At 54.0% G+C, this 22,691-nt stretch carries 22 protein-coding genes; 6 read left to right on the plus strand and 16 right to left on the minus strand.

Annotated elements, in window-relative coordinates; genetic code table 11:
* Positions 1-10: 10 nt before the first annotated feature.
* Positions 11-499 (plus strand): transcription/translation regulatory transformer protein RfaH, encoded by a 489-nt coding sequence (gene rfaH, locus GKC68_RS21560; protein ID WP_028722958.1) that lies wholly within the window; start codon positions 11-13, stop codon positions 497-499.
* Here rfaH and tatD read toward each other — a convergent pair.
* The 9 genes from tatD to udp form a co-directional block, all read right to left on the minus strand.
* Positions 496-1,278 (minus strand): 3'-5' ssDNA/RNA exonuclease TatD, encoded by a 783-nt coding sequence (gene tatD, locus GKC68_RS21565; RefSeq protein ID WP_028722957.1) that lies wholly within the window; start codon positions 1,276-1,278, stop codon positions 496-498. The two genes, rfaH and tatD, sit on opposite strands and share 4 nt — an antisense overlap.
* A gap of 100 nt (positions 1,279-1,378) precedes the next feature.
* Positions 1,379-2,137, minus strand: a complete 759-nt coding sequence (gene tatC / locus GKC68_RS21570) for a Sec-independent protein translocase subunit TatC (protein WP_013024100.1) — start codon at positions 2,135-2,137, stop codon at positions 1,379-1,381.
* Positions 2,137-2,769, minus strand: coding sequence for a Sec-independent protein translocase protein TatB (tatB, locus tag GKC68_RS21575; RefSeq protein WP_058706999.1), 633 nt, complete (start codon positions 2,767-2,769; stop codon positions 2,137-2,139). Before tatB ends, tatC begins: the two co-directional genes overlap by 1 nt.
* 3 nt (positions 2,770-2,772) lie before the next feature.
* The gene (gene tatA / locus GKC68_RS21580) at positions 2,773-3,027 is read right to left on the minus strand and encodes a Sec-independent protein translocase subunit TatA (protein WP_028722955.1); all 255 of its coding nucleotides are present in this window, start codon (positions 3,025-3,027) and stop codon (positions 2,773-2,775) included.
* 109 nt (positions 3,028-3,136) lie between these two features.
* Positions 3,137-4,774 (minus strand): ubiquinone biosynthesis regulatory protein kinase UbiB, encoded by a 1,638-nt coding sequence (gene ubiB, locus GKC68_RS21585; RefSeq protein ID WP_028722954.1) that lies wholly within the window; start codon positions 4,772-4,774, stop codon positions 3,137-3,139.
* Positions 4,771-5,376 carry an SCP2 domain-containing protein gene (locus GKC68_RS21590; protein WP_047714904.1) on the minus strand — a complete coding sequence of 202 codons (606 nt, stop codon included), beginning with the start codon at positions 5,374-5,376 and terminating at the stop codon, positions 4,771-4,773. Before GKC68_RS21590 ends, ubiB begins: the two co-directional genes overlap by 4 nt.
* Before the next feature lie 11 nt (positions 5,377-5,387).
* Positions 5,388-6,146, minus strand: a complete 759-nt coding sequence (gene ubiE / locus GKC68_RS21595; protein ID WP_014595026.1) for a bifunctional demethylmenaquinone methyltransferase/2-methoxy-6-polyprenyl-1,4-benzoquinol methylase UbiE — start codon at positions 6,144-6,146, stop codon at positions 5,388-5,390.
* A 76-nt stretch (positions 6,147-6,222) separates the two neighbouring features.
* Positions 6,223-7,722, minus strand: a complete 1,500-nt coding sequence (gene rmuC / locus GKC68_RS21600; protein WP_028722952.1) for a DNA recombination protein RmuC — start codon at positions 7,720-7,722, stop codon at positions 6,223-6,225.
* Between the two features lie 155 nt (positions 7,723-7,877).
* The gene (gene udp / locus GKC68_RS21605) at positions 7,878-8,639 is read right to left on the minus strand and encodes a uridine phosphorylase (protein WP_014606979.1); all 762 of its coding nucleotides are present in this window, start codon (positions 8,637-8,639) and stop codon (positions 7,878-7,880) included.
* 303 nt (positions 8,640-8,942) lie between these two features.
* Between udp and GKC68_RS21610 the strand changes: the two genes are divergently transcribed.
* Positions 8,943-9,779 carry a dienelactone hydrolase family protein gene (locus tag GKC68_RS21610; RefSeq protein ID WP_047714897.1) on the plus strand — a complete coding sequence of 279 codons (837 nt, stop codon included), beginning with the start codon at positions 8,943-8,945 and terminating at the stop codon, positions 9,777-9,779.
* A gap of 63 nt (positions 9,780-9,842) precedes the next feature.
* On the opposite strand, the gene metE is transcribed toward GKC68_RS21610, so the two are convergent.
* On the minus strand, positions 9,843-12,131 hold the full coding sequence (gene metE / locus GKC68_RS21615) for a 5-methyltetrahydropteroyltriglutamate--homocysteine S-methyltransferase (RefSeq protein ID WP_342656495.1): 2,289 nt from the start codon (positions 12,129-12,131) through the stop codon (positions 9,843-9,845).
* Between the two features lie 138 nt (positions 12,132-12,269).
* Here metE and metR point away from each other — a divergent pair, with 138 nt between their 5' ends.
* A complete protein-coding gene (gene metR / locus GKC68_RS21620) occupies positions 12,270-13,199 on the plus strand; it encodes an HTH-type transcriptional regulator MetR (RefSeq protein WP_022623771.1) in 930 nt (309 codons plus the stop codon).
* A 72-nt stretch (positions 13,200-13,271) separates the two neighbouring features.
* Positions 13,272-13,751: a DUF1456 family protein gene (locus GKC68_RS21625; protein WP_028722949.1), complete on the plus strand. Its 480-nt coding sequence runs from the start codon at positions 13,272-13,274 to the stop codon at positions 13,749-13,751.
* 232 nt (positions 13,752-13,983) lie between these two features.
* Here the strand turns inward: GKC68_RS21625 and GKC68_RS21630 are convergent, their stop codons facing one another.
* Positions 13,984-14,844 carry a carboxylate/amino acid/amine transporter gene (locus GKC68_RS21630; RefSeq protein WP_028722948.1) on the minus strand — a complete coding sequence of 287 codons (861 nt, stop codon included), beginning with the start codon at positions 14,842-14,844 and terminating at the stop codon, positions 13,984-13,986.
* Between the two features lie 351 nt (positions 14,845-15,195).
* Here GKC68_RS21630 and glpT point away from each other — a divergent pair, with 351 nt between their 5' ends.
* Positions 15,196-16,536, plus strand: coding sequence for a glycerol-3-phosphate transporter (glpT, locus tag GKC68_RS21635; protein WP_028722947.1), 1,341 nt, complete (start codon positions 15,196-15,198; stop codon positions 16,534-16,536).
* 40 nt (positions 16,537-16,576) lie between these two features.
* Here the strand turns inward: glpT and yigL are convergent, their stop codons facing one another.
* Both yigL and pldB read right to left on the minus strand, forming a co-directional pair.
* Positions 16,577-17,377: a sugar/pyridoxal phosphate phosphatase YigL gene (yigL, locus tag GKC68_RS21640; RefSeq protein WP_013024086.1), complete on the minus strand. Its 801-nt coding sequence runs from the start codon at positions 17,375-17,377 to the stop codon at positions 16,577-16,579.
* 54 nt (positions 17,378-17,431) lie between these two features.
* Positions 17,432-18,424 carry a lysophospholipase L2 gene (gene pldB, locus GKC68_RS21645; protein ID WP_058707006.1) on the minus strand — a complete coding sequence of 331 codons (993 nt, stop codon included), beginning with the start codon at positions 18,422-18,424 and terminating at the stop codon, positions 17,432-17,434.
* A gap of 113 nt (positions 18,425-18,537) precedes the next feature.
* Between pldB and rhtB the strand changes: the two genes are divergently transcribed.
* Complete coding sequence (gene rhtB, locus GKC68_RS21650) at positions 18,538-19,161, plus strand: homoserine/homoserine lactone efflux protein (protein ID WP_028722944.1); 624 nt, start codon at positions 18,538-18,540, stop codon at positions 19,159-19,161.
* 76 nt (positions 19,162-19,237) lie between these two features.
* On the opposite strand, the gene rhtC is transcribed toward rhtB, so the two are convergent.
* The 3 genes from rhtC to pldA are packed head-to-tail and all read right to left on the minus strand — an operon-like array spanning position 19,238 to position 22,599.
* Positions 19,238-19,861, minus strand: coding sequence for a threonine export protein RhtC (rhtC, locus tag GKC68_RS21655; protein WP_013024083.1), 624 nt, complete (start codon positions 19,859-19,861; stop codon positions 19,238-19,240).
* Between the two features lie 12 nt (positions 19,862-19,873).
* Positions 19,874-21,700 carry an ATP-dependent DNA helicase RecQ gene (gene recQ, locus GKC68_RS21660; protein WP_013024082.1) on the minus strand — a complete coding sequence of 609 codons (1,827 nt, stop codon included), beginning with the start codon at positions 21,698-21,700 and terminating at the stop codon, positions 19,874-19,876.
* A 23-nt stretch (positions 21,701-21,723) separates the two neighbouring features.
* The gene (gene pldA, locus GKC68_RS21665) at positions 21,724-22,599 is read right to left on the minus strand and encodes a phospholipase A (RefSeq protein WP_089528810.1); all 876 of its coding nucleotides are present in this window, start codon (positions 22,597-22,599) and stop codon (positions 21,724-21,726) included.
* Positions 22,600-22,691 lie beyond the last annotated feature (92 nt).

A 22,691-nucleotide genomic window follows, 5' to 3' on the forward strand; every position in this document is an offset into this window, starting at 1 on the left:
GGGAGCAGTTATGGAATCCTGGTATTTACTCTATTGCAAACGTGGGCAGCTATTGCGTGCGAAAGAGCATCTTGAGCGGCAAGAGGTAAAATGCCTGAGTCCAATGATCGCGATGGAGAAGATCGTGCGCGGTAAGCGGACGACCGTGAATGAGCCGCTGTTTCCAAACTATCTGTTTATCGAATTTGATCCGGAAGCTATTCATACCACGACCATAAGCAGTACGCGTGGCGTCAGCCATTTTGTGCGCTTTGGTACAACACCGGCAACCGTGCCCGCCCTGGTGATTGATGCCTTGCAAACCGACGTCCCCCAGACGTTGCTCGATCCCGAAACGCCGCAAAACGGTGATGAAGTGATCATCACCGAAGGCACGTTCGAGGGCTTACGTGCGATATTCTCTGAGCCGGATGGCGAAGCACGCTCAATTCTGTTGCTGAATCTGCTCAACAAGCAGATCGTACGCAGCGTGGATAACCGTCAGTTCCGCAAAGCCTAAATCAGCCCGAATAGCTTACGCGCATTGTGATCCACCTGACGTGCCAGCATCTCAACATTCTCCCCGCGCCAGTTTGCGACCTGCTGCAGGATATGCGGCAAGAAGCAGGGTTCATTTCGTCTCGACGTGGGGCGGGGACGCATATCACGCGGCAGAAGGTAAGGTGCATCCGTTTCCAGTAGTAACCGCTCTGCCGGAATCAATGGCAGCATCTCACGCAACGCGATACCTCGACGCTCATCACATACCCAGCCCGTAATCCCTACCGACAGCCCCATGTCCAGGCAATCGGTCAGCTCCTCGCGCGTGCCGGTAAAGCAGTGAATCACTGCAGCAGGCAATTTGGGCAGCCAGGGTTCAAGAACTGCCGCAAAGCGCTCGTGGGCTTCCCGGCAGTGAAGAAACACCGGCATATTAAGCTCTGCCGCCAGTGCCAACTGAGCGTCAAACGCATATTCCTGCTGTTCATGAGCTGACAGGTTACGATTAAAATCCAGCCCGCATTCGCCTATTGCCACTACGTCTTTTTTCTCTGCCAGGCGGCGCAGCGTGTTGGCAACGTCCGCTGACCATTCGCTGGCATGATGTGGATGCACGCCAGCAGTTGACCAACAATAATTCTGATGAGCCTCAGCCAGTTTCTGCGCCTGCTGACTTTCGAGTGCGTTGGTGCCGGTAATCAACATGCCGGTGACGCCCGCTTCGCGCGCGCGTGAGATCACCTTTTCCCGATCGGAGGCGAACTGCGTGCTGGTCAGGTTTACACCGATATCAAACATATTTTTTCCACTCTTTATCAATAACACCCTAAACAAAAAACCGCCTGGCGGCGGTTTTTGACTTTCCTCTCCCGCCTTGCGGGTTGTGCCCAATCAGACATCAGGAATCGGCGTTATGTTCCTCATCCTCTGCCTGGCGGCCTTTTCCCACATAGTAACGTGAGAAGAATACGCCGACTTCAAACAGGCAGTACATCGGAATAGCGAGCAAAGTTTGGGAAAAAACGTCTGGTGGTGTGAGCAGCATCCCAACAACGAACGCGCCAACCAGAATATAGGGGCGTTTCTTTTTCAAATCGTCGGGGTTGGTAATGCCCGTCCAGCAGAGCAGCACAATCGCGACCGGCACTTCAAATGCCACGCCAAAGGCCATGAACAGCGTCATCACGAAATCAAGATAGTTGGTAATGTCCGTTGCAATAGTGACGCCCTGGGGCGCGGTTTTGGCGAAAAAACCAAAAGCCAGCGGAAAGACGATGAAGTACGCAAAAGCGACGCCCACGTAAAACAGCAACGTACTGGAGAACAGCAGCGGCATGACCAACTTGCGTTCGTGGCGATAGAGGGCTGGCGCGACAAAGGCCCAGACCTGGTAGAGGATAACCGGAACGGCAAGGAATACCGATACGATCATGGTCAGCTTGATCGGGGTAAAAAACGGTGACGCGACATCCGTGGCGATCATGCTGGCGCCTGCGGGCATCTGATTGATTAGCGGCGACGCCACCGCATGGTAGATATCGTTGGCAAAGTAAATCAGCGCCAGAAAGATGACTAACACGGCAACAATACAGTTCAGCAGACGCTTACGCAGCTCAATCAAATGGCTGATCAGGGGTTGGGTATCTTCAACGGCCATTATCGCTCATCACTTGCAGAAGGAGTAGAAACTGAACCTGCCGGCGACACAGCGCTAACGGGCCTAGCCGCGGTTTGCGCATCGGCATGAGCGGGCGACTGTGGCGGTGCACTGGCATGCCCTGAGACAGGTCGCGGCTGATCTGGTGAGGACTCAACGCGGCTGTCGGCCGGTTGAGAAGCCGCAGGTTCAGACGTCGGCAGCGGAGCCTGCACAGGTGCCTGCGCCTGATGTTCGCTGGCGGCAGGTGTAACGGGGTGCAGCGTTTCGGTGGTCGATACAGGGTGAGGAGAATGGATGGTATTGGCTTCGTCTTCGTCTCTTTCGATATCAATGCTCTGCCTGACCGAGCGTTTCATTGAATCAGCCGTTTTCCGCAGCTCTTCCATGGATTCCTTAAGCTCGGGGGACAGTGTGCCCCGGCCGGCTTCTTCCACCTTTTTCAGGCTGTCCTGCAATTCCTGAAGCTTCAGCTCTTGCGCTAACTCACTTTGGACATTGGCGGCCAGCGAACGGATCGCCCGGATCCAACCGACAACCGTCTTGACCGCATGCGGCAGACGTTGCGGGCCAAGAACGATCAGCCCGATCACGAACACCAATACCAATTCACCAAAACCAATATCGAACACGGCTTACACCTGCTTGTCGTTCTTGACGTCATCTTTCTGAACCGACGTTGGCTGTTTATCCGCCAGCGTTTTGGCATGGAAATCAGCATCCTGCTCTTTCGGTTGATCCTTTTTATCGTCTTCGTCGCTCATGGCTTTCTTAAACCCACGGATAGAAGAACCCAAATCCGAACCCAGATTACGTAATTTGTTGGTACCGAACAGAAGAACCACAATCACGGCAATAATCAACAACTGCCAAATACTAATACCGCCCATGAGATAGCCTCGATTTTATTGTTAAAAAATGCGGGGTCACGCACCACGAAACCCGTGTTTATTCGGGCTCGAATCAGCGACATTACCGCGTTTCTGGCGCAGGTGACAATCAGTTTGTCTTACGCCAGCCGATTAACCAACTGACAAAGCCCGCCGCCATTAATGCCGCTGGGAACAGGTCCCACTCAGGCCTGCTGAGGAGCACCGCCGTTCCGCTAATCAACAGCGTCGCGCCTACGCCAAACAGGTAACGCGCCTGCTGCTGACGTGAACGTTGGACACTTAAATCGTTCGCGAGTTTATCCACGCTGAGGCGTAATTGCTTATGCTGCCGCATGCTGTCGTAAAACAATTCTGGCAGTTCTGGCAGTTTTTCTGCCCAGTAAGGGGCTTTTTCCTTTACCGCACGGATAATCGCCGGAATCCCGATTTGATCCTTAATCCAGTCCTCAAGGAAGGGTTTTGCCGTTTTCCAAAGGTCCAGTTGTGGATAGAGCTGGCGACCGATACCTTCAACGTAAAGCAAGGTTTTTTGCAACAGCACCAGCTGCGGCTGGACTTCCATATTGAAGCGACGCGCCGTGTTAAACAGATTCAGCAGCACATGCCCAAACGAGATTTCTGCCAGCGGTTTCTCAAAAATGGGCTCGCATACGGTACGGATAGCGAACTCGAAGTCTTCAACGTTGGTGTCGGCAGGCACCCAGCCCGAATCGACATGCAGTTCCGCCACTTTGCGATAATCACGATTGAAGAAGGCAATAAAGTTCTCAGCCAGATAGCGCTTATCTTCTTTATTCAGCGAACCGACGATGCCGCAGTCAATGCCGATATACTGAGGATCTTCAGGATGATCGTAACTGACAAAAATATTGCCGGGATGCATGTCGGCATGGAAGAAGCTGTCGCGGAAAACCTGGGTAAAGAATACCTGTACACCGCGTTCTGCTAACAGCTTCATGTTGACGCCGTGCTGCTCCAGCGTCGCCACATCAGAGATGGGAATGCCGTAAATGCGCTCCATTACCATCATGGATTCACTACAATAGTCCGAATAGACCTCTGGCACATATAGCATGCGGCTGTTTTCAAAGTTGCGGCGAAGCTGAATGGCATTGGCGGCTTCACGCAACAGGTTTAATTCGTCAAGCAGGGTCTTCTCATAATCCCGTACCACTTCAACCGGGCGCAGACGGCGGCCATCCGGCAGCAGTCGTGGCACCCAGCGGGCAATGCGGTAGATGAGTTTCATGTCCGCTTTGATGACCGGCAGAATATCCGGGCGGATTACCTTGATAACGACGCTCTTGCCATTGGATTTCAGGGTTGCGGTATGTACCTGAGCGATAGAGGCTGAGGCCAGTGGAGTGATATTGAAGTCATCAAACCAGGATTCAATCGGTGCGCCCATTGAGGCTTCAATTTGCGCTTTAGCTTTCACGCCATCGAAAGGCGCAACGCGGTCCTGAAGAATGGCCAGTTCGTCGGCGATTTGCGGCGGGAACAGATCGCGCCGCGTGGACAACATCTGTCCGAACTTGATCCAGACGGGGCCGAGTTGTTCCATGGCCAGACGTAGCCGAATGCCCATCTGCTCGTGCTTGTGCTGGTTAGGGATCCAGAACACGCAACGCCGCCACAGTCGAAGCGGGAGGGTAATACGCATCTGCGGAATCAGTTCATCAAGGCCGTAAGTCAAAAACACCTTAACAATAAAATATAACCGGCGGATCTCTCCAAAACTCATTTCGCCTCCAGCTGTGCCAGACGCGCATCAAGCGCCTCAAGCGAACGTTCCATCGCGCTAACCTCCTCAGAGAACCAGGCAAATTCCAGGGCGCCCGGCGCAACCCGCCACTCTTCGGTTAATGCCTGACCAAGATAGTCCTGACGCCGTTGCGTTTCTGCTTTGAAAAAACGCCACACACGCTGCGCGCCCTGGCTCATCCCCTGAGCGGCGATATCACCGATCCAGGGAGCAAGGTATTCAGCAGGATCCAGCTCGGCCAAATCCATCAGCGCAGAAAAGTGCTGAACCACCTGCAAGTCACCTTCAACCTGCAGCTCACCGCTACGAATCAAGGTCGTCAGCTGCTGGCGATCGCGTAACTTTGGCAGGGACTTAAGCTGGGTAATGACCGTGCAGTCACTGCTGTCCTGCCAGTCACTGAGCACGTCAAGCTGGTGTTCACTGAACACCAGCACCAGCGGCCAGGATAGCTCACTTAAACGCAGCATCAGTACCTTACCGACCAGGCGTTGACGTGCGCTTTTCAGGCTACGATCGCGATACAGTATGCGGTTTAACGCCGTTTCAATACCGGCAGTAATTACAGGTGTTAAGGTCATTGCCATAATGGTTAAAATTTAAACCCACGATGCAGCGCCACAATACCACCCGTCATGTTGGAATAGGTCGTGTTTTCGAATCCCACGTCATTCATCATCGCTTTCAGAGTTTCCTGATCGGGATGCATGCGAATTGACTCAGCAAGGTAGCGATAGCTTTCAGCGTCCTGGGCGACCAGTTGCCCAATACGGGGCAAAATATGGAACGAGTAAGCATCGTAAGCTTTGCTAAGAGGTTCGATAACAGGTTTAGAGAACTCCAGCACCAGTAAGCGTCCACCTGGCTTGAGCACGCGGAACATCGAGGCCAGTGCCTTCTCTTTTTCAGTCACGTTACGCAGACCGAACGAAATAGTGATGCAGTCAAAGTAGTTATCAGGAAACGGCAATGCTTCGGCGTTGGCCTGCACATAGCTGACGTTGCCTACCACGCCCAGATTACGCAGTTTTTCCCGGCCCATTTTCAGCATTGAGCTGTTAATGTCAGCCAACACAACCTGACCGGTTTCACCCACCAGGCGCGAAAATTTCGCGGTAAGATCGCCGGTTCCACCTGCCAGATCCAGCACGCGCTGACCACGGCGCACGCCGCTGCTGTCAATGGTAAAACGCTTCCAGACTCGATGGACGCCAAACGACATTAAATCGTTCATCAGGTCATATTTTGCCGCTACGGAGTGAAACACGTCCGCGACTTTATCGGCTTTCTCGCTTTTGGCGACCGTCTGAAAGCCAAAATGGGTAGTTTCCTGCTGTGATTCATCTGCCATCGGTTTTACCTGCTCCACAAACAATACTCACTGAAGTGTATCAGAGTCATGGAGGTCAGGCACGCTGGCGACCTGCTTATTCGCGGAGGTGCCGAACCTGTTCATGACTTTCGTCTGCGTTGTCCTTGTCATTTTGCTCACTGTCGTGCTCATTCTCAGGCATGGCTTGTTCAACCAGGTGCGGATTAATGGCGCGTTTTACTTCTACACCCAGATCGCGAAAACCTTCAGCCTGGGCGATAAGGTTGCCCCGCCCCTCTGCCAGTTTCTTCATCGCCTCGCGATAGCTGTTCTGCGCTTTATCAAGGCTGTGACCAATCCCGCTCATATCGTCTACAAACAGCCGCATTTTGTCATACAGTCTGGAGGCCCGCTCTGCAATGCGCTGTGCATTTCGACTCTGGTGCTCATAGCGCCAGAGATTATTAATCGTCCGCAGCGCCACCAGCAGCGTAGTCGGGCTGACCAGCATGATGTTCTGCTGCAGGGCTTCACTGATGAGTTCGGGCTGACGATCAATAGCCAACAGGAAGGCCGGCTCAACAGGAATAAACATCAACACATAATCCAGCGAGCGTAAACCGGGCAATTGTTGATAATCTTTGCGGCCCAGCAGGCGAATGTGCCCGCGCATGGCGCTGACATGTTCCTGAATAGCCTGCTCGCGCTCCACATCGTCATCGGCATTAAAATAACGCTCGTAGGCCACCAGCGTCATTTTAGCGTCAATAACCACATCTTTTCCCTGTGGCAGGCGAACAATCACATCCGGCTGCATCCGGCTTTGCTGTTCATTCTGTATGCTGACCTGAATGTCGTACTCATAGCCTTCACGCAGCCCAGACGCTTCCAGCACCCTGCTCAGTACCACTTCGCCCCAGTTGCCCTGAATTTTATTGTCGCCTTTGAGCGCCTTCGTGAGGTTGAGCGCCTCCTGAGCCATCTGGGCATTCAACTGCTGCAGCTGACGAATCTCGTGAGTGAGCGTGTGGCGCTCACGGGCTTCAGCACCGAAACTTTCATTCACCTGGCGGCGAAACCCGTCAAGCTGCTCCCGGAGCGGCCCTATCAGGCTGTTAAGACTTTGACGATTCTGCTCATCAACCCGACGTCCACTGTTTTCAAAAATACGGTTGGCCAGATTTTCAAACTGCGCGCTGAGTCGCTGCTCGCTGTTTGTCAGCAGTCGCTGTTTTTCTTCTGCTGCAAAGCGGGTTTCTTCCAGACGAATCGTGACCTCGCGCAGCTCTGCTTCCTGCGCGCTGTTCACTTCGAGCTGATTACGCAGTTCACGGGTGAGTTGTTCGCTCTCGTTGCGCCAGTAGTCGAGCTGTTGCAGGCGCTCATTGGCCCCGCTTAACGCGCCATGAAGCTGTCTCAGCTCCTGTTCACGCTGCTGCACCTGTTGCTGGAGCTGTTCGATATGCAGCTGCTGACGCTGTTGCCCCTCGTTTAGCAGGCGACGTTCTGTAGAAAAGCTGGCCAGCTGATGGCCGACCCGCATTTGCGCCAGTATCCAGCCCACACCAAGGCCGGCAAGCGCCAGGCAGATGTAGATAATGATGTGCTGATCCATGTTTTCCCCGCTGGTCAGGCTAATGAAGGAAAAGGTAAATTCGCACTGTATGAATGTCCAGATATATTTGCTGGCGTTGGAAGAGGCGACGCAAAGGCTTGTCAGTGGCAGGACAGACAGGCCCGATCACGGGCCTGTCTGTTAAAACAGAGGAATTACAGTAAACGGCGCGCGGCTTCTACCACGATTTTCACCGCGTCGCTTTCCGTCTGCTTCATCGTGACGGCATCCGGAATCTCTTTTTGGGTGCGGTTGACGATAACGCCCGCTACCATTCCGGCTCTCAGCCCCTGGCTGGCACACATGGTTAACAGGGTCGCCGACTCCATCTCGTAATTCAACACGCCCATCTGCTGCCACTCCTGCATTGAGCCCTGGAAGCTTTTTACGACACGGCCTGAAAAGGTATCGTATCGTTCCTGACCCGGGTAAAAGGTGTCAGACGAGGCCGTAATACCGATATGGGTTTTAGCGCCACAGGCTTCCGCCGCCGCGACTAATGCCGTCGTACAGGTAAAGTCCGCTACTGCCGGAAACGCCATGGGGGCAAAATGCAGGCTGGCACCGTCCAGGCGCACTGATGCTGTGGTGACCAAAACATCGCCGACGTTGATATGGGGCTGAATCGCCCCTGTGGTGCCCACGCGCAGGAACGTACGCACGCCAAGCTGTGCCAGCTCCTCAACGGCAATCGATGTAGAAGGTCCGCCAATACCTGTCGAACACACAACAACCGGTTTGCCATCCAGCTTAGCCAGCCAGGTGGTGAACTCGCGATGGGAAGCAAGATGCTGTGCATCCTCCATCAGTCCGGCAATCTTTTTCACGCGCTCTGGATCGCCAGGAACAATGGCCAGCGTTGCCCCCTGCAGGTCAGCTTTAGTCAGGCCAAGATGGAATACGTCAGACTGTGTCATATCAGACTCCGGGGTAAGGAAAATTTTTACGCCACTTTACGTCACCAGGCGAGGTAAATATGTGACTAAATTCACTTAAGAAAATGAAAGTTACATTCCCAAAGAATAATAAGGTGATTTAGATCACACATCCATCTCTCGCCTTGCGTATTGCTACATATGGTGATGTGGAAGCTATCGCGGGAATGTTAAAGAGAAGTGTAATTTTATTGGTTAACAGCTCTGTTACTCAATGCCCGGTACCTGTCATGGGTGGCCAGGCTATAGTTACGTGATTGCGCCTATGCTTGCACGGAGAGAACGATGAAAACCGAAGATAATATGACACAAAAATCAGCTGCAGGCGCGTTTGCTCCGGCAGTTCAACCCACAGCAGCGACCACCATTATTACCGACAGCGCCAACATCCATGCGGGGGAAACCTCCATTCCGAGCCAGGGTGAAAATCTGCCTGCGTTTTATGCGAAGCCGCAGTCAGCAGAAGGTCCGTTGCCGGTCGTTCTGGTGGTACAGGAAATTTTTGGCGTTCACGAACATATTCGCGACATTTGCCGTCGGCTGGCGCTGGAGGGCTATCTGGCCGTCGCGCCAGAACTGTACTTCCGTGAAGGCGATCCCAACGATTACAACGACATCCCTACCCTGTTCAACGAGCTGGTCAGTAAAGTGCCCGACAGCCAGGTGCTGGCAGATCTCGATCACGCGGCGAACTGGGCTGCCCGTAACGGGGGAGATATTCGCCGCATGGGGATTACCGGCTTCTGCTGGGGCGGACGCATCAGCTGGCTTTATGCCGCGCACAACCCGCAGCTGCGCGCCGCCGTAGCCTGGTATGGTCGCCTGGTGGGTGAAAAAACCATGAAGCAGCAAAAACATCCTATCGATATCGCCGTTGATCTGAACGCGCCTGTGCTGGGGTTGTATGGCGGTCAGGATGACGGCATTCCGCTGGAGAGCGTCGAGCAGATGCGCCAGGCACTGCACGCGGCCAATGCCAAAGCTGAGATCATTGTTTATCCCGAGGCAGGACATGCTTTTAACGCCGACTATCGTCCAAGCTATCACGCCGAATCGGCCACCGATGGCTGGGCGCGCATGTTAACCTGGTTTGCGCAATACGGTGTTGCCCCCGCGAAGTGACTGAAAAAAGGGGCGCTCAGGCGCCCCAACACACTGGCAACGTATTGACACAACACCAGGAAATCAGGCGGTTTCGCCCCGCAGGTTTCTTGCCGCTTTGACCATATTAGCCAGCGCTTGTCGGGTTTCACGCCAGCTGCGGGTTTTCAGGCCGCAGTCCGGATTCACCCACAGACTTTCCTCAGGGATACGCTGTGCGGCCTTGCGTAACAAATTTTCTATCCACTCGACGTCGGGTACATTGGGGGAGTGAATATCGTACACGCCGGGCCCGATTTCATTCGGATACTCAAATGCGTTGAATGCATCCAGCAACTCCATATCGGAACGTGAGGTCTCGATGGTAATCACATCCGCATCCAGTGCCGCAATGGATGCCATAATGTCGTTAAACTCGCAGTAACACATGTGCGTGTGAATCTGCGTCTCGTCTTTCGCGACAGCGGCGGTTAACCGAAACGCCTCCACGGCCCAACGCAGATAATCTGCCCAGTCGGACTGATGCAGCGGCAATCCTTCACGCAGTGCGGGCTCATCAATCTGAATAATGCCAATGCCAGCGAGTTCCAGATCCGCAACTTCGTCCCGCAGCGCCAGTGCAATCTGTTTGGCGATCGTTTCACGTGATACATCCTCCCGCGGGAATGACCAACAGAGAAGGGTCACCGGGCCGGTTAACATGCCTTTTACCGGCTTGTCAGTCAGGGACTGCGCATAGGTTGCCCACGCCACGGTAATGGCTTCCGGACGGCTGACGTCACCAATAATGACCGGCGGTTTGACACAACGTGAACCGTAGCTTTGTACCCAACCATTTTGTGTAAAGACGAAGCCGTCCAGATTCTCGCCAAAGTATTCCACCATATCGTTGCGTTCCGCCTCTCCGTGAACCAGCACGTCCAGTCCCAAACGTTCCTGCTCAGCTATCGCCTGCTTAATGTGCTCCGCGATACCGGTACGGTAATGCGCGCGATCAATCGCGCCTTTTTTGAAGTCGAGTCGTAATCCTCGAATTTCAGGGGTCTGTGGGAAGGAACCGATGGTGGTGGTTGGCCAGGCGGGCAGGTTGAAACGCTGACGTTGTGTGCTGGCACGCCCGGCGTGAGGGCTGGCACGTTCGGTGTCTTTGGCCTGAACATTTGTCAGACGCAGTGCGACAGCCGCGTTGTGGACGCGTCGGGAGTGCGCACGTGCCTGAACCGGAGCGCTCCATTCCTCCAGCGAGGCGGGATCGTTGCGGCGAAGCGCCGTACTCAGTAACGACAGCTCTTCACATTTTTGCAAGGCAAAGGCAAACCAGCTTTTCACCTCCTCGTCCAGACGGGTCTCCACACTCAGATCAATAGGGCTGTGCAGCAACGAGCAGGATGTGCCAATCCACAAGTGTTCACGTGTGGCGATCAGCGGCTGCAGACGCTCAAACCAACGGCTGAGATCGGCACGCCAGACGTTGCGGCCATTAATCACGCCGACTGATAACACCCAGTCTGCGGGCAGTAGTTGGTTCACATGCTGGATATCATCTTGCCCCTGCACCAGATCCACGTGCAGGCCCTGCACTGGCAACGTGCGGATAATATCCAGATTCTGGCCGATACTGTCGAAATAGGTGGTCAGCAGCAGGTTGACCTGACCGTTTAACGCAGCGTAAGCCACTTTGAAGGCCTCGCGCCATTCCTGCGGCAGTTCCAGCGCCAGGGCGGGTTCATCAATCTGTACCCACTCAACGCCGCGTGCGTTCAGTTCGGTCAGGACCCGCTGATAAATGGGCAGGATATCGTTCAGCAGTGACAGACGATTAAAGGGTTTTCCTTTTACCTTACCCAGCCAGAGGTAGGTTAACGGCCCTGACAACACAGGCTTAACGTTATAACCCAGCGCCAGCGCCTCATCCACTTCATCCACTTCATCCACTTCATCCAGCAGTTGGGTCCAGGTTAAAGAAAAAGACTGGCCTTGCGTGAATTCTGGCACGATGTAGTGATAGTTCGTGTTAAACCATTTTGTCATTTCTGCCGCCGCGGCCGGCTCACCCGTCGGGGCACGCCCCCGGCCCAGGCGGAATAGCGTATCCAGATCAATCGATCCGTCCTGATTTCGATGGCGAGCAGGCACGTTGCCCAGCATCAGGCTGGTCGTCAGAATATGATCGTACCAGGCAAAGTCGCCCACCGGCACTTTATCGATGCCGGCCGCTTTTTGTTGTTGCCAGTGGCGCGCACGCAGCTCGCGACCCACCGCCTGTAATTCTTCCTGCGTGCTGTTGCCAGCCCAGTAGCTTTCAAGTGCTTTTTTCAGCTCGCGACGCAGACCAATACGTGGAAAACCGAGAGTATGATTTAAGATAGTCATTCACTATTCTCCAGAAAGTCTTCGGCTTTGGCGGGCCGTCAAAGATGTTTAGCCGTCCAGATGTTTACACCGCTATATTCTGCGGGTACTGTATGTTGCTCAAGCGCAAATTATTCAGCTTCGATGTGAAGGACTCTCATGATCGAATTCAAACACCTCCGGACGCTTCAGGCTCTGCAGAATACGGGTTCGCTGGCTGCTGCGGCGGCTCAGCTTCATCAGACACAGTCGGCGTTATCACATCAGTTCAGCGATCTGGAACAGCGGCTGGGATTCCGTTTGTTTGTTCGTAAAAGTCAGCCACTGCGTTTTACCCCGCAGGGCGAAATTTTATTGCAGCTGGCAGAGCAGATACTGCCGCAAATTCAGCAGGCGCTTCAGGCCTGCCACGAACCGCATCAGACCACCCTGCGCGTCGCGATCGAATGCCACAGTTGCATTCAGTGGCTGACACCGGCTTTAGATAAGTTTCGTCAGAGCTGGCCCCAGGTGATGATGGATTTTAAATCGGGCGTGACCTTTGATCCGCAGCCCGCGCTGCAGCAGGGCGAACTGGATATTGTATTGACGTCGGATATCCTGCCGCGCTCAGGCTTGTTCTACTCACCCATGTTTGATTTCGAAGTCCGCCTGGTGCTGGCACCGGATCACCCTCTGGCGCAGGTTGAACACATTTCACCTGAAGACCTGGCGGATGAAGTGCTAATGATTTATCCGGTACAGCGTCAGCGCCTGGATATCTGGCGTCACTTTCTGCAACCTGCGGGGATCAGTCCGGCGCTCAAGAATGTCGATAACACGCTGCTGATGATTCAAATGGTCTCGGCGCGGATGGGGATTGCTGCGCTGCCGCACTGGGTCGTCGAAAGTTTTGAAAAACAGGGACTGGTGATCACCAAAACGCTGGGCGAAGGATTATGGAGTCGTCTTTACGCCGCGGTGCGCGATGGTGAACAGCGCCAGCCGGTACTGGAAGCGTTTATGCGTTTTGCCCGTCAGCATGCCTGCGAGCATCTGCCCTTTGTCAGGGACGCCGCGCATCCTGCGAAGGTTTTATCGCGTGAGTGACAAAGCTGCGCGATAGCAGGCAAAATCCCCTATAATGCGCAGCCTGTCGATTTACCATGAGAAGATCTCACCATGACTAACAACGATATTCTGCGCAGCGTGCGCTATATGCTCGATCTGAACGATGCCAAAATGGTGGCGATTTTTGCGCTGGCTGAATGTGATGTGCCTCAGGCGGACATCACCAGCTGGCTGAAGAAAGATGAGGATGCGGCGTTTCGCCCCTGCCCCGATGTGGTGATGGGATATTTCCTTAACGGTTTAATTTTTCATCGCCGTGGAAAAAGTGAAGACGCGCCTGCGCCCTCCATCGAGCGCAAGATGAACAACAATATCTTTATGAAAAAGCTGCGCATCGCGTTTGATTTGAAAACGACCGATATTCCTGACGTGCTTAAAAAAGCCAACTTTACGGTCTCTCAGGCTGAGATTGGCGCCATCTTCCGCAAACCGGACCATAAAAACTACCGCGAGTGCGGTGATCAGATCCTGCGTAACTTTCTTAAAGGGCTGACGATGATTCATCGGCCCGCCACAGGTAAACCCGTTTAAAACGCAGCCCGATAGTATTTCACCCGGTCGGGAAAACAAACATCTGTGCCCGTTTGCTTTCCCGCCTGAGACCAGAGGCGGTGTCCTGTCGCTGGCTCGGGAAATCTGTCATCACGAGTAAACTTAGGCCGTTCAGCCTTTAGCGCATCAGGCGTCCGTCGCTCGCCGGACAAGGCGCTCAACGCGCCTGCTCATCTCTCACCAACCTTTTTTCCCGCTAAGGTCATCCAGGCTATTTCGCGCTGTTACCGACGACCCAGCGCTTGTGTACCCACAGCGATGCCATAATCACGAGAGCACCTGCGATAAAGCTTGGCCAGTGCGGTTTTTGCTGCCATATCGCAAGGTTAACCAGCAATCCGGCCGGAACGTGCATGTTATTCATAATGCCCAACGTGCCGGCATCGACCTGCGTTGCCCCATAGTTCCACATAAAATAACCCAGTCCCGAAGCCGCGACGCCCAGCCAGACCAGAATGCCCCATTGCAGCGTCGTGGTCGGCAATTTATGGGGATTGCCCCAGGCTGCCCAGGCAACGCTCGCAATCAGAACCGCGCCCAGATAAAACCATGAAAACGCCGTATGTTGCGGCATTGGACGGGTTTCCTGCAAACGTTTGTAGCCCACCATACCGGCCGCGAAGCAGATATTCGCCAACTGGACCAGCAGCAGACCAAACCAGAAGTTATCGCTGACTTTGTCATAACGAATAATTGCCGCGCCAGCAACGGCCAGCAACGCACTGAAAATGTAGCCCACGCGCAGGGGCCTTCGGCTGATCAGGTCGTAGATTAAGGTGACATACAGCGGCGTCATCACGGTGAACAGCAGGAACTCTGACACGCTCAGATACAGATAGGCTTCAAAACTCAGCAAATACATAATGCCCAGTTGCAACATCCCTACCAGCATATAGAGCAAGAGCGTCGAGGGCCGGTAGCCGCGCCAGCGCAGGAACGGCAGAAACACAATGGCGGCCAGCGCCAGGCGCATCAGTACTGAAAACCAGCTGTCCACTTGCCCGGCAAGGTATTCACCGATCAGGCTAAAGGAGAATGCCCACAGAATGGTAGTAACAATCAATAAAAGCACGGTAACAACCCCGAAATAAACAGAGCGTCAGTGTAAACAATGTCCTGAATCAGAGCTGCATTATCTGGTTGACATCTGGTTATTTACCAGGCACTCAGGCAACGCTTTCTTAGCCCAACTTTTATTCGCTCAAGAGAGCACGCCTGAGGTTAAAAATGGGCGAAAAAGCGCATCTGCCTGGCATTTTCGCGCTTTACTGTAATAAGACTGTAACAAATTTGTCATTCATCACAGTAACCCAGTCCGTCTCTGTCTATTCTCTGCGCGCAATGGTGCATTGCGAGCACCCTTTTTTCTTTCGACCCAACCTGCTGGGGAATCAAAACCATAATGCGCCCGGAGGGCCACCTAATGTTAAGTATTTTTAAACCTGCACCACACCAGCCCCAGGTGGCAGAGGATCGTATCGATCCACTCTACCGCCGCCTGCGTTGGCAAATCTTTATCGGTATTTTCTTTGGCTATGCGGCTTACTACCTCGTTAGAAAGAATTTTGCCCTGGCCATGCCTTATCTGGTTGAACAGGGTTTCTCACGAGGCGATCTGGGGTTTGCGCTTTCCGGTATCTCCATCGCTTACGGCTTTTCCAAGTTTATTATGGGCTCGGTGTCTGACCGCTCTAATCCACGGGTCTTTCTGCCCGCAGGATTAATTCTGGCCGCTTTCGTGATGCTGGTCATGGGGTTTGTTCCCTGGGCGACCTCCAGCATCATGGTGATGTTTGTGCTGTTGTTTATTTGTGGCTGGTTCCAGGGTATGGGCTGGCCCCCCTGCGGACGCACTATGGTGCACTGGTGGTCGCAAAAGGAACGCGGCGGCATTGTTTCGGTGTGGAACTGTGCCCATAACGTCGGCGGCGGCATTCCTCCCCTGCTGTTTCTGCTGGGAATGGCCTGGTTTAACGACTGGAAGGCGGCCCTTTATATGCCGGCCTTTGGCGCCATTGTCATTGCCATCCTGGCCTTTGCCCTGATGCGGGATACGCCGCAGTCCTGCGGTCTGCCGCCCATCGAGGCCTACAAAAACGATTATCCGGCTGACTACAATGAAAGCCATGAAGAAGAGTTCACGGCGAAACAAATCTTCATGAAGTATGTTCTGCCAAATAAATTACTTTGGTATATCGCCCTGGCAAACGTGTTTGTTTATCTGCTGCGTTACGGCATTCTGGACTGGTCGCCCACATACCTCAAAGAGGTGAAACACTTCACGCTGGATAAGTCATCCTGGGCTTACTTCTTCTATGAGTATGCGGGGATCCCTGGCACGCTACTGTGCGGCTGGATGTCCGATAAGGTGTTTCGCGGAAACCGTGGCGCAACGGGCGTGTTCTTTATGACGCTGGTGACCATCGCAACGGTGGTGTACTGGTTAAATCCGCCGGGTCATCCCGGTGTGGACATGGCCTGTATGATTATTATTGGCTTCCTGATCTACGGGCCGGTAATGCTGATAGGACTCCACGCGCTGGAGCTGGCGCCGAAAAAAGCCGCCGGGACGGCCGCGGGCTTTACCGGGCTGTTCGGTTATCTGGGAGGATCGGTTGCAGCCAGCGCCATTGTGGGTTACACGGTGGACTATTTTGGCTGGGATGGCGGATTTTTAGTCATGATTGTGGGCTGTGTGCTGGCAGTGATTTTGTTGCTACTTACTATGGTCAGCGAGCATAAACACAAGCAAAAACTGGCCTAGCCGTCAGAAGGCCGGTTAACCGGCCTTCTGCTCAGGCGCACTAGGATAAATACAACTTTCTGAGCGTCGCCGGCACGGCATCCTCAACATTGCTGCCAATCACTTCCAGCTCTGGCAAGGTATCTTTCAGGCGCTGGTGCGCATTAGCCATAATGCAGCCTTTGCCTGCCATACTCAGCATTTCAACGTCGTTCATACCATCACCAAAGGCAATACAGTCTTTCAGCGTAAAGCCTAACTGTTTTGCCACAGATTCGAGCGCGTGGCCTTTTGAGACGCCGCCCGCCATCACTTCCAGACAGGTGGGCAGTGAAAAACTGACGTTGACCCTGTCTCCCCAACGCGCTTCAATCGCCAGCTCCATTGGAATAAGGTGTTCAGGCTCTTCGCAGGTAAAAAAGACTTTGCTGATGCCGTCAGTGGGCAATATGCCCGGTTCATAAACCTGATAATGAAAATCAGATTCGCGAAAGTAATCTTTCTCTGCCGGACTGCAACGGCTGACAAACCACTCATCGTCACGATAAACATGGGTCAGCACTTCCGGATGATGGTACTGCAGGCCGAACAGATCCTGGGCGATATCCCAATCCAGGTTATGGCTAAAAATTAGTTCGCCGGCTGGATTATGCACGCGGGCACCGTTTGACGTAATCATATACGCCGGAATCCCCAGCTTGTCGCGCATTTGTCCGACATCAATGTGATGGCGGCCTGTGGCGAAAATAAAGTGAATGCCTTTTGCAACCAGCTGCTGCAACGTTTCTCGGGCATCAGGCGTGAGGCGGTGTTCGGGTGAGAGCAGTGTGCCGTCCAGGTCGGACACAACAATGTGGTACATGAAAACCTCGGGTATCTGTGTCGGTTGGCCGTAGCCGGTAATGTAAACGGATAACTAGTGATGCGATAAAAAGAAATCGACGATCCCATTCAATGCTTCGGCACGCATGCTGTCTTTTTCAAACAGAATCTCGTGGCGTGCGCCGTTGATAACGTGCGGCTTGTCGCCCTCGCACGGATGGCCGGCCGCTGCCATGGCGGCGCAAAACAGATCTTGTGAGCGGTTATCCACCACGCTGTCTTCGCTTGCCTGTAGCAGCAGCAGCGGCGTCGTTATTTTATCAACCTGACTGAATATGTTGCGTCCGGCATGAATGCCTTCCCGTACCCAGTGATAGGTGGGGCCGCCAACACGAATCGCCGGGTCGTCCGCATAAAAACGCAGGCTGCGACGATAACGTTCATGACTGTGCGTCAGACGGTTAATGCCAAAGGGATGAGCCCGCCAGCGCCCCGTGCCTAATGCATAGCCATCGCGAACGGCAGGTCGTTTCTCTGCCCAGTCGAGGATCTTATGCGCCAGAAAAGAGGGTAACGGCAGCGCGATGCCAAACATCGGCGCAACCAGAGCCGCAGCGTGGAACGCGCCAGGCTGACGCGCCAGGAACAGAGCCAAAATGGCGCCCCCCATTGAATGCGCCAACGCATAACGTTGCTGATAATGACGGCTCACAATCTCTTTCAGATAGAGCGTTTCAAGGTCATCAACATAGTGGGAAAACGCCACCACATGTCCAAGATGCGAATCATCCAGCAGGCGATCGGATCGCCCCTGACCACGGTGATCGAGCACGATCACATCGAACCCACAGTGAAACAGATCGTAGGCCAGCTCGGGATATTTAACGTAGCTCTCAATGCGCCCTGGAACGATTACAATAACGCGCTTGTGTTGCGGTGAAATGAACCGAACGTAACGTAAGGTCAGATTCTCAACGCCGGTAAATTCACACTCTTCACGGCTGTGCCAGAAATCAAGCAGTGGGCCGGTCGCGAAGGCAGCGAAGGCCTTTTCGCGTTGCAGCCAGCTTGCTCTGTGTTGCTTCATCCGCCCTCCTGATTGCCGGAAAAAAGAGTCTGAACGGCCGCATGATGTCCATAGCCCTGCGCAGCATTCTGGCGTATTGTGTCACACTTCAGACGTGACAGGGAGTACAACCCATGACCATCGAATGGTGGCTGACTTATCTTCTTACCACCACAATTCTTAGCCTTTCACCCGGCTCTGGTGCCATTAACACCATGAGCACGGGCATCAGCCACGGTTATCGTGGCGCGGTCGCGTCCATTTCAGGCCTGCAGGTTGGTCTTGCCCTGCATATCGCCCTGGTGGGGATCGGTCTTGGGGCGCTTTTTTCCCAGTCGCTGCTGGCGTTTGAAATTTTAAAGTGGGCCGGTGCAGGCTATCTGGTCTGGTTGGGCATCCAACAGTGGCGCACTGCGGGCGCGATTGACCTCAACGCTATGTCGAAAGCCATGCCGCGGCGTCGCCTGTTCAAGCGGGCGGTAATGGTGAACCTGACGAATCCCAAAAGCATTGTGTTTCTGGCGGCGCTGTTTCCCCAGTTTATCCTGCCCCACCAGCCGCTGATGTTGCAGTATCTGGTGCTGGGCGTTACCACCGTTCTGGTGGATATCATCGTCATGATTGGCTATGCCACATTAGCCACGCGCATTGCAGGATGGATCAAAGGGCCCAGGCAGATGAAGCTAATGAACCGCGTTTTCGGCGGCTTATTCATCGCGATTGGGGGACTGCTGGCCAGCGCCAGACGTATCGCCTGACCCGGCTGAGACTGCCGCACGACAGTGACGCTGTCGGCGGCTTGCCGTAACGACTGACGTGCCCGGCAACCGGCTCTCAGCGCGACAGGATCAGATGAATGCCAAAACCGGCAAACAGCACGCCCGCCACACCGTCTACCCACTTCGCAGCGCGTTGATACTTATCCCGCATCCACGGCAGGGCAAAAACAGCCGCGACCAGAGAAAACCAGGCGAAGGTTTCAACGCTTATCAGGACGAACAGCCCCCAGCGTTCCAGCCCCCCCACATCGTTACCGATAAACAAGGAAAAAACGCTACCAAAGTAGATAACCGCTTTGGGATTCGACAGGTTGGTCAGCAGGCCTTTAATAAAGCTCATGCCTTTCCTGGGCAGTTCGACGACAGGTTCCTGCTGCACGGGCTGTTTGTGGCGCTGACGGGCTGAACCAATTAACTGCCAACCCATCCATAGCAGATAGAGTCCGCCACCGACCATGATGATTTGGTGTAGCCAGGCCATCTTTTGCAAAATCAGATGCAGGCCCATCAACGCTACCGCGGCCCAGATCATGACCGCCAGGGTAATGCCCAGAACGCCCAACATCGCTTCTTTGCGCGAACGGCTGGCCGCGGTTTGCGAGACAAAAAAGAAATCCGGGCCGGGACTCATAAGGGCAACAAGATGGACCAGGGCAATCGTGCCGAACAAAATCAACATGGTAACTCCTCTTTACTCTTCATCGAGATGTTCTTTAATCATCAGCAAAAATGGCTTACCGAAACGTTCCAGTTTGCGGTGCCCCACGCCGTTCACACTGAGCATTTCTGAGGCACTCACCGGCATCTGTTCTGCCATCTCAAGCAGGGTTGCATCGTTAAACACAACATAGGGGGGGATATTCTCTTCGTCGGCTATCGCTTTACGCAGTTTACGCAGCTTGGCAAACAGCTTGCGGTCGTAGTTGCCGCCATACACTTTTGCCGACCCGCTGCTTTTCGGTCTGGCGGTAATCAGTCTGGGCACCGCCAGCATCAGCGGAACTTCACCGCGTAATACCGGTCTGGCCGCTTCAGTGAGCTGCAGCGCAGAATGCATGGCGATGTTTTGCGTCACGAGCCCCAGATGAATCAGCTGACGCAGGACGCTGACCCAATGCTCATGGCTGTTTTCTTTACCCAGCCCATAAACGGGCAGCTTGTCGTGTCCCTGTTCGCGGATACGATGATTATTGGCACCGCGCAATACTTCAACAATGTAGCCCATACCAAAGCGCTGGCCGACGCGGTAAATACTGGAGAGTGCCTTTTGGGCTTCCACCAGGCCGTCATAGCGCTTAGGCGGATCGAGGCAAATATCACAGTTCCCGCAGGGCTGCTGACGTCCTTCACCAAAGTAGTTCAGCAGCACCAAACGACGGCAGGTCTGCGCTTCGGCAAAAGCATTCATCGCATTCAGCTTGTGACGTTCAATATCCTGTAACGGGCCAGGCTGCTTCTCTTCCAGGCATTTGCGCAGCCAGGCCATATCAGCAGGATCGTAGAGCATCATGGCTTCTGCCGGCAGGCCGTCACGTCCGGCACGTCCTGTTTCCTGATAATAGGATTCAATGTTGCGCGGAATATCAAAGTGCACCACAAAACGCACGTTCGGCTTGTTGATGCCCATCCCAAATGCCACGGTCGCCACCACGATTTGCAAATCGTCGCGCTGAAACGCTTCCTGTACGCGGGCGCGCTGGGCGCTGTCAATTCCGGCATGATATGCCCCAACGCTTAACCCCCGGCTTTGCAGACGTGCGGCGGTATCCTCAACTTTTGCCCGGCTGTTACAGTAGATAATGCCGCATTTGCCTCGTTGATCCTGTACGTAACGCAGCAACTGCTCAGTGGGTTTAAATTTTTCCACCAGCGTGTAACGAATATTGGGACGGTCAAAACTGCTGATTTGAATCAGCGGATCCTGCATATGCAGCAGGTTAATGATATCAAGACGGGTCGTCTCGTCAGCGGTCGCTGTCAGCGCCATGACGGGCAGATCGGGAAAGCGCTGGCGCATCTGTCCCAGCGCGCCATATTCTGGTCGGAAATCATGCCCCCATTGGGAAATACAGTGCGCCTCATCAACGGCCAGCATACAGGGCTGCCAGTGCGCCAGACTGTCAAGAAAGTTGTCCATCATCAGACGTTCTGGCGCGATATAGAGCAGCTTCACGCGCCCATTGCGGCAATCGGCCATGACAACCTGCTGCTGTTCGCGCGTCATGGTTGAGTTCAGGCAGGCCGCGGCCACGCCGTTTGCCAGGAGCTGATCCACCTGATCTTTCATCAGAGAGATGAGTGGCGACACGACCAGTGTCAGCCCCTCTCGCACCAGCGCCGGAATCTGATAGCAGAGTGATTTACCGCCGCCGGTCGGCATCACCACCAGGCAATCCCGCCCGCTCAGCGCTTCATTTATGATTGTCTGCTGACCGGGACGAAACTGCTGGTAGCCGAAGGTATCCTGCAATACCTGCTGCGCCAACGCTTCCTGATTAAGAACTGCCGAGGTTGCCACTGTATTCCTGACTTAATGGTTGGTTAGAACAAATCGTTAAGGGTCACACCTACGCCTAAACGAGTCTGACGGTGGTTATAGTCAATGAGAGATTCACCATAGCCGCTAAACAGCTGGGTGTAAAAACGCACGTGCTGGGTGATGGGATAACTCCAGCCCAGCGTAGCGCCGCCGTAACCGCTATTCCAGTTATAGTTGCCTTCCACGCTGAAAATGCTGTCACCCATCGCATAGCCCACTTTCGCCCGGTAGTAACCCATGTATTTTGTAATATCCGGGTTGTCGTCCGTGCTGGCGCTCTCAGAAATACGGAACCAGGGTTTGATCTCTGCGAGGAAATTACCGTTTTGCGCCATCAGGCGGGTATACACACGGTTCCAGCTGCGTGACGTGGGATCGCTACGGCCATTGGACTGATGATTCACGCCCACTTCAACATCACGTAGCGTCCAGCCGGCAAACGAATAATCGGTCGCCCAGCCCAGGAAAATCTGCGGCTCATAGTTTGTCTCGCGGAAAGGCGACGACTCTTTTTTATTGGATAGCTGCCACCACGAGCGCTGCGTATAGGAAGCGGCTAACACGGAGTTGTCACCGACGATGCCGCGCCACAGTGGAAACGCCAGACTGAGCTGGAATTTCACTTCATCCTTACGCGCATTTTTTGCCCAGTTATAAGAGGAGATCGCCTCTTTATTCATGTCGCTGGTGTACGTGTAAAGCAGATAGTTATTTTCGTAAGGATAAAGCACAAACGGGTTGTCATGCTGCTCCAGCAGGTTGGCAATAATGCTGCCACGCACCTGGGGTGCGTCGTGAACGTGTTTGATCGTGGCTTCGTCCGCCTGCGCCAAAGCAGGAAGTAACATTGCCGCCAGCAAGGCGCGATGCTTACGCATAGGATTCTCCAGTGGAAACTGCGTATTCATAAAAGCGAATGGGTGTTGTAAAAAGCAGGACATTCTACACACAAATGTGAGTGAACATCAGC

It is taken from the genome of Pantoea sp. RSPAM1, assembly GCF_038816185.1.
Lineage (GTDB): Bacteria > Pseudomonadota > Gammaproteobacteria > Enterobacterales > Enterobacteriaceae > Pantoea > Pantoea ananatis.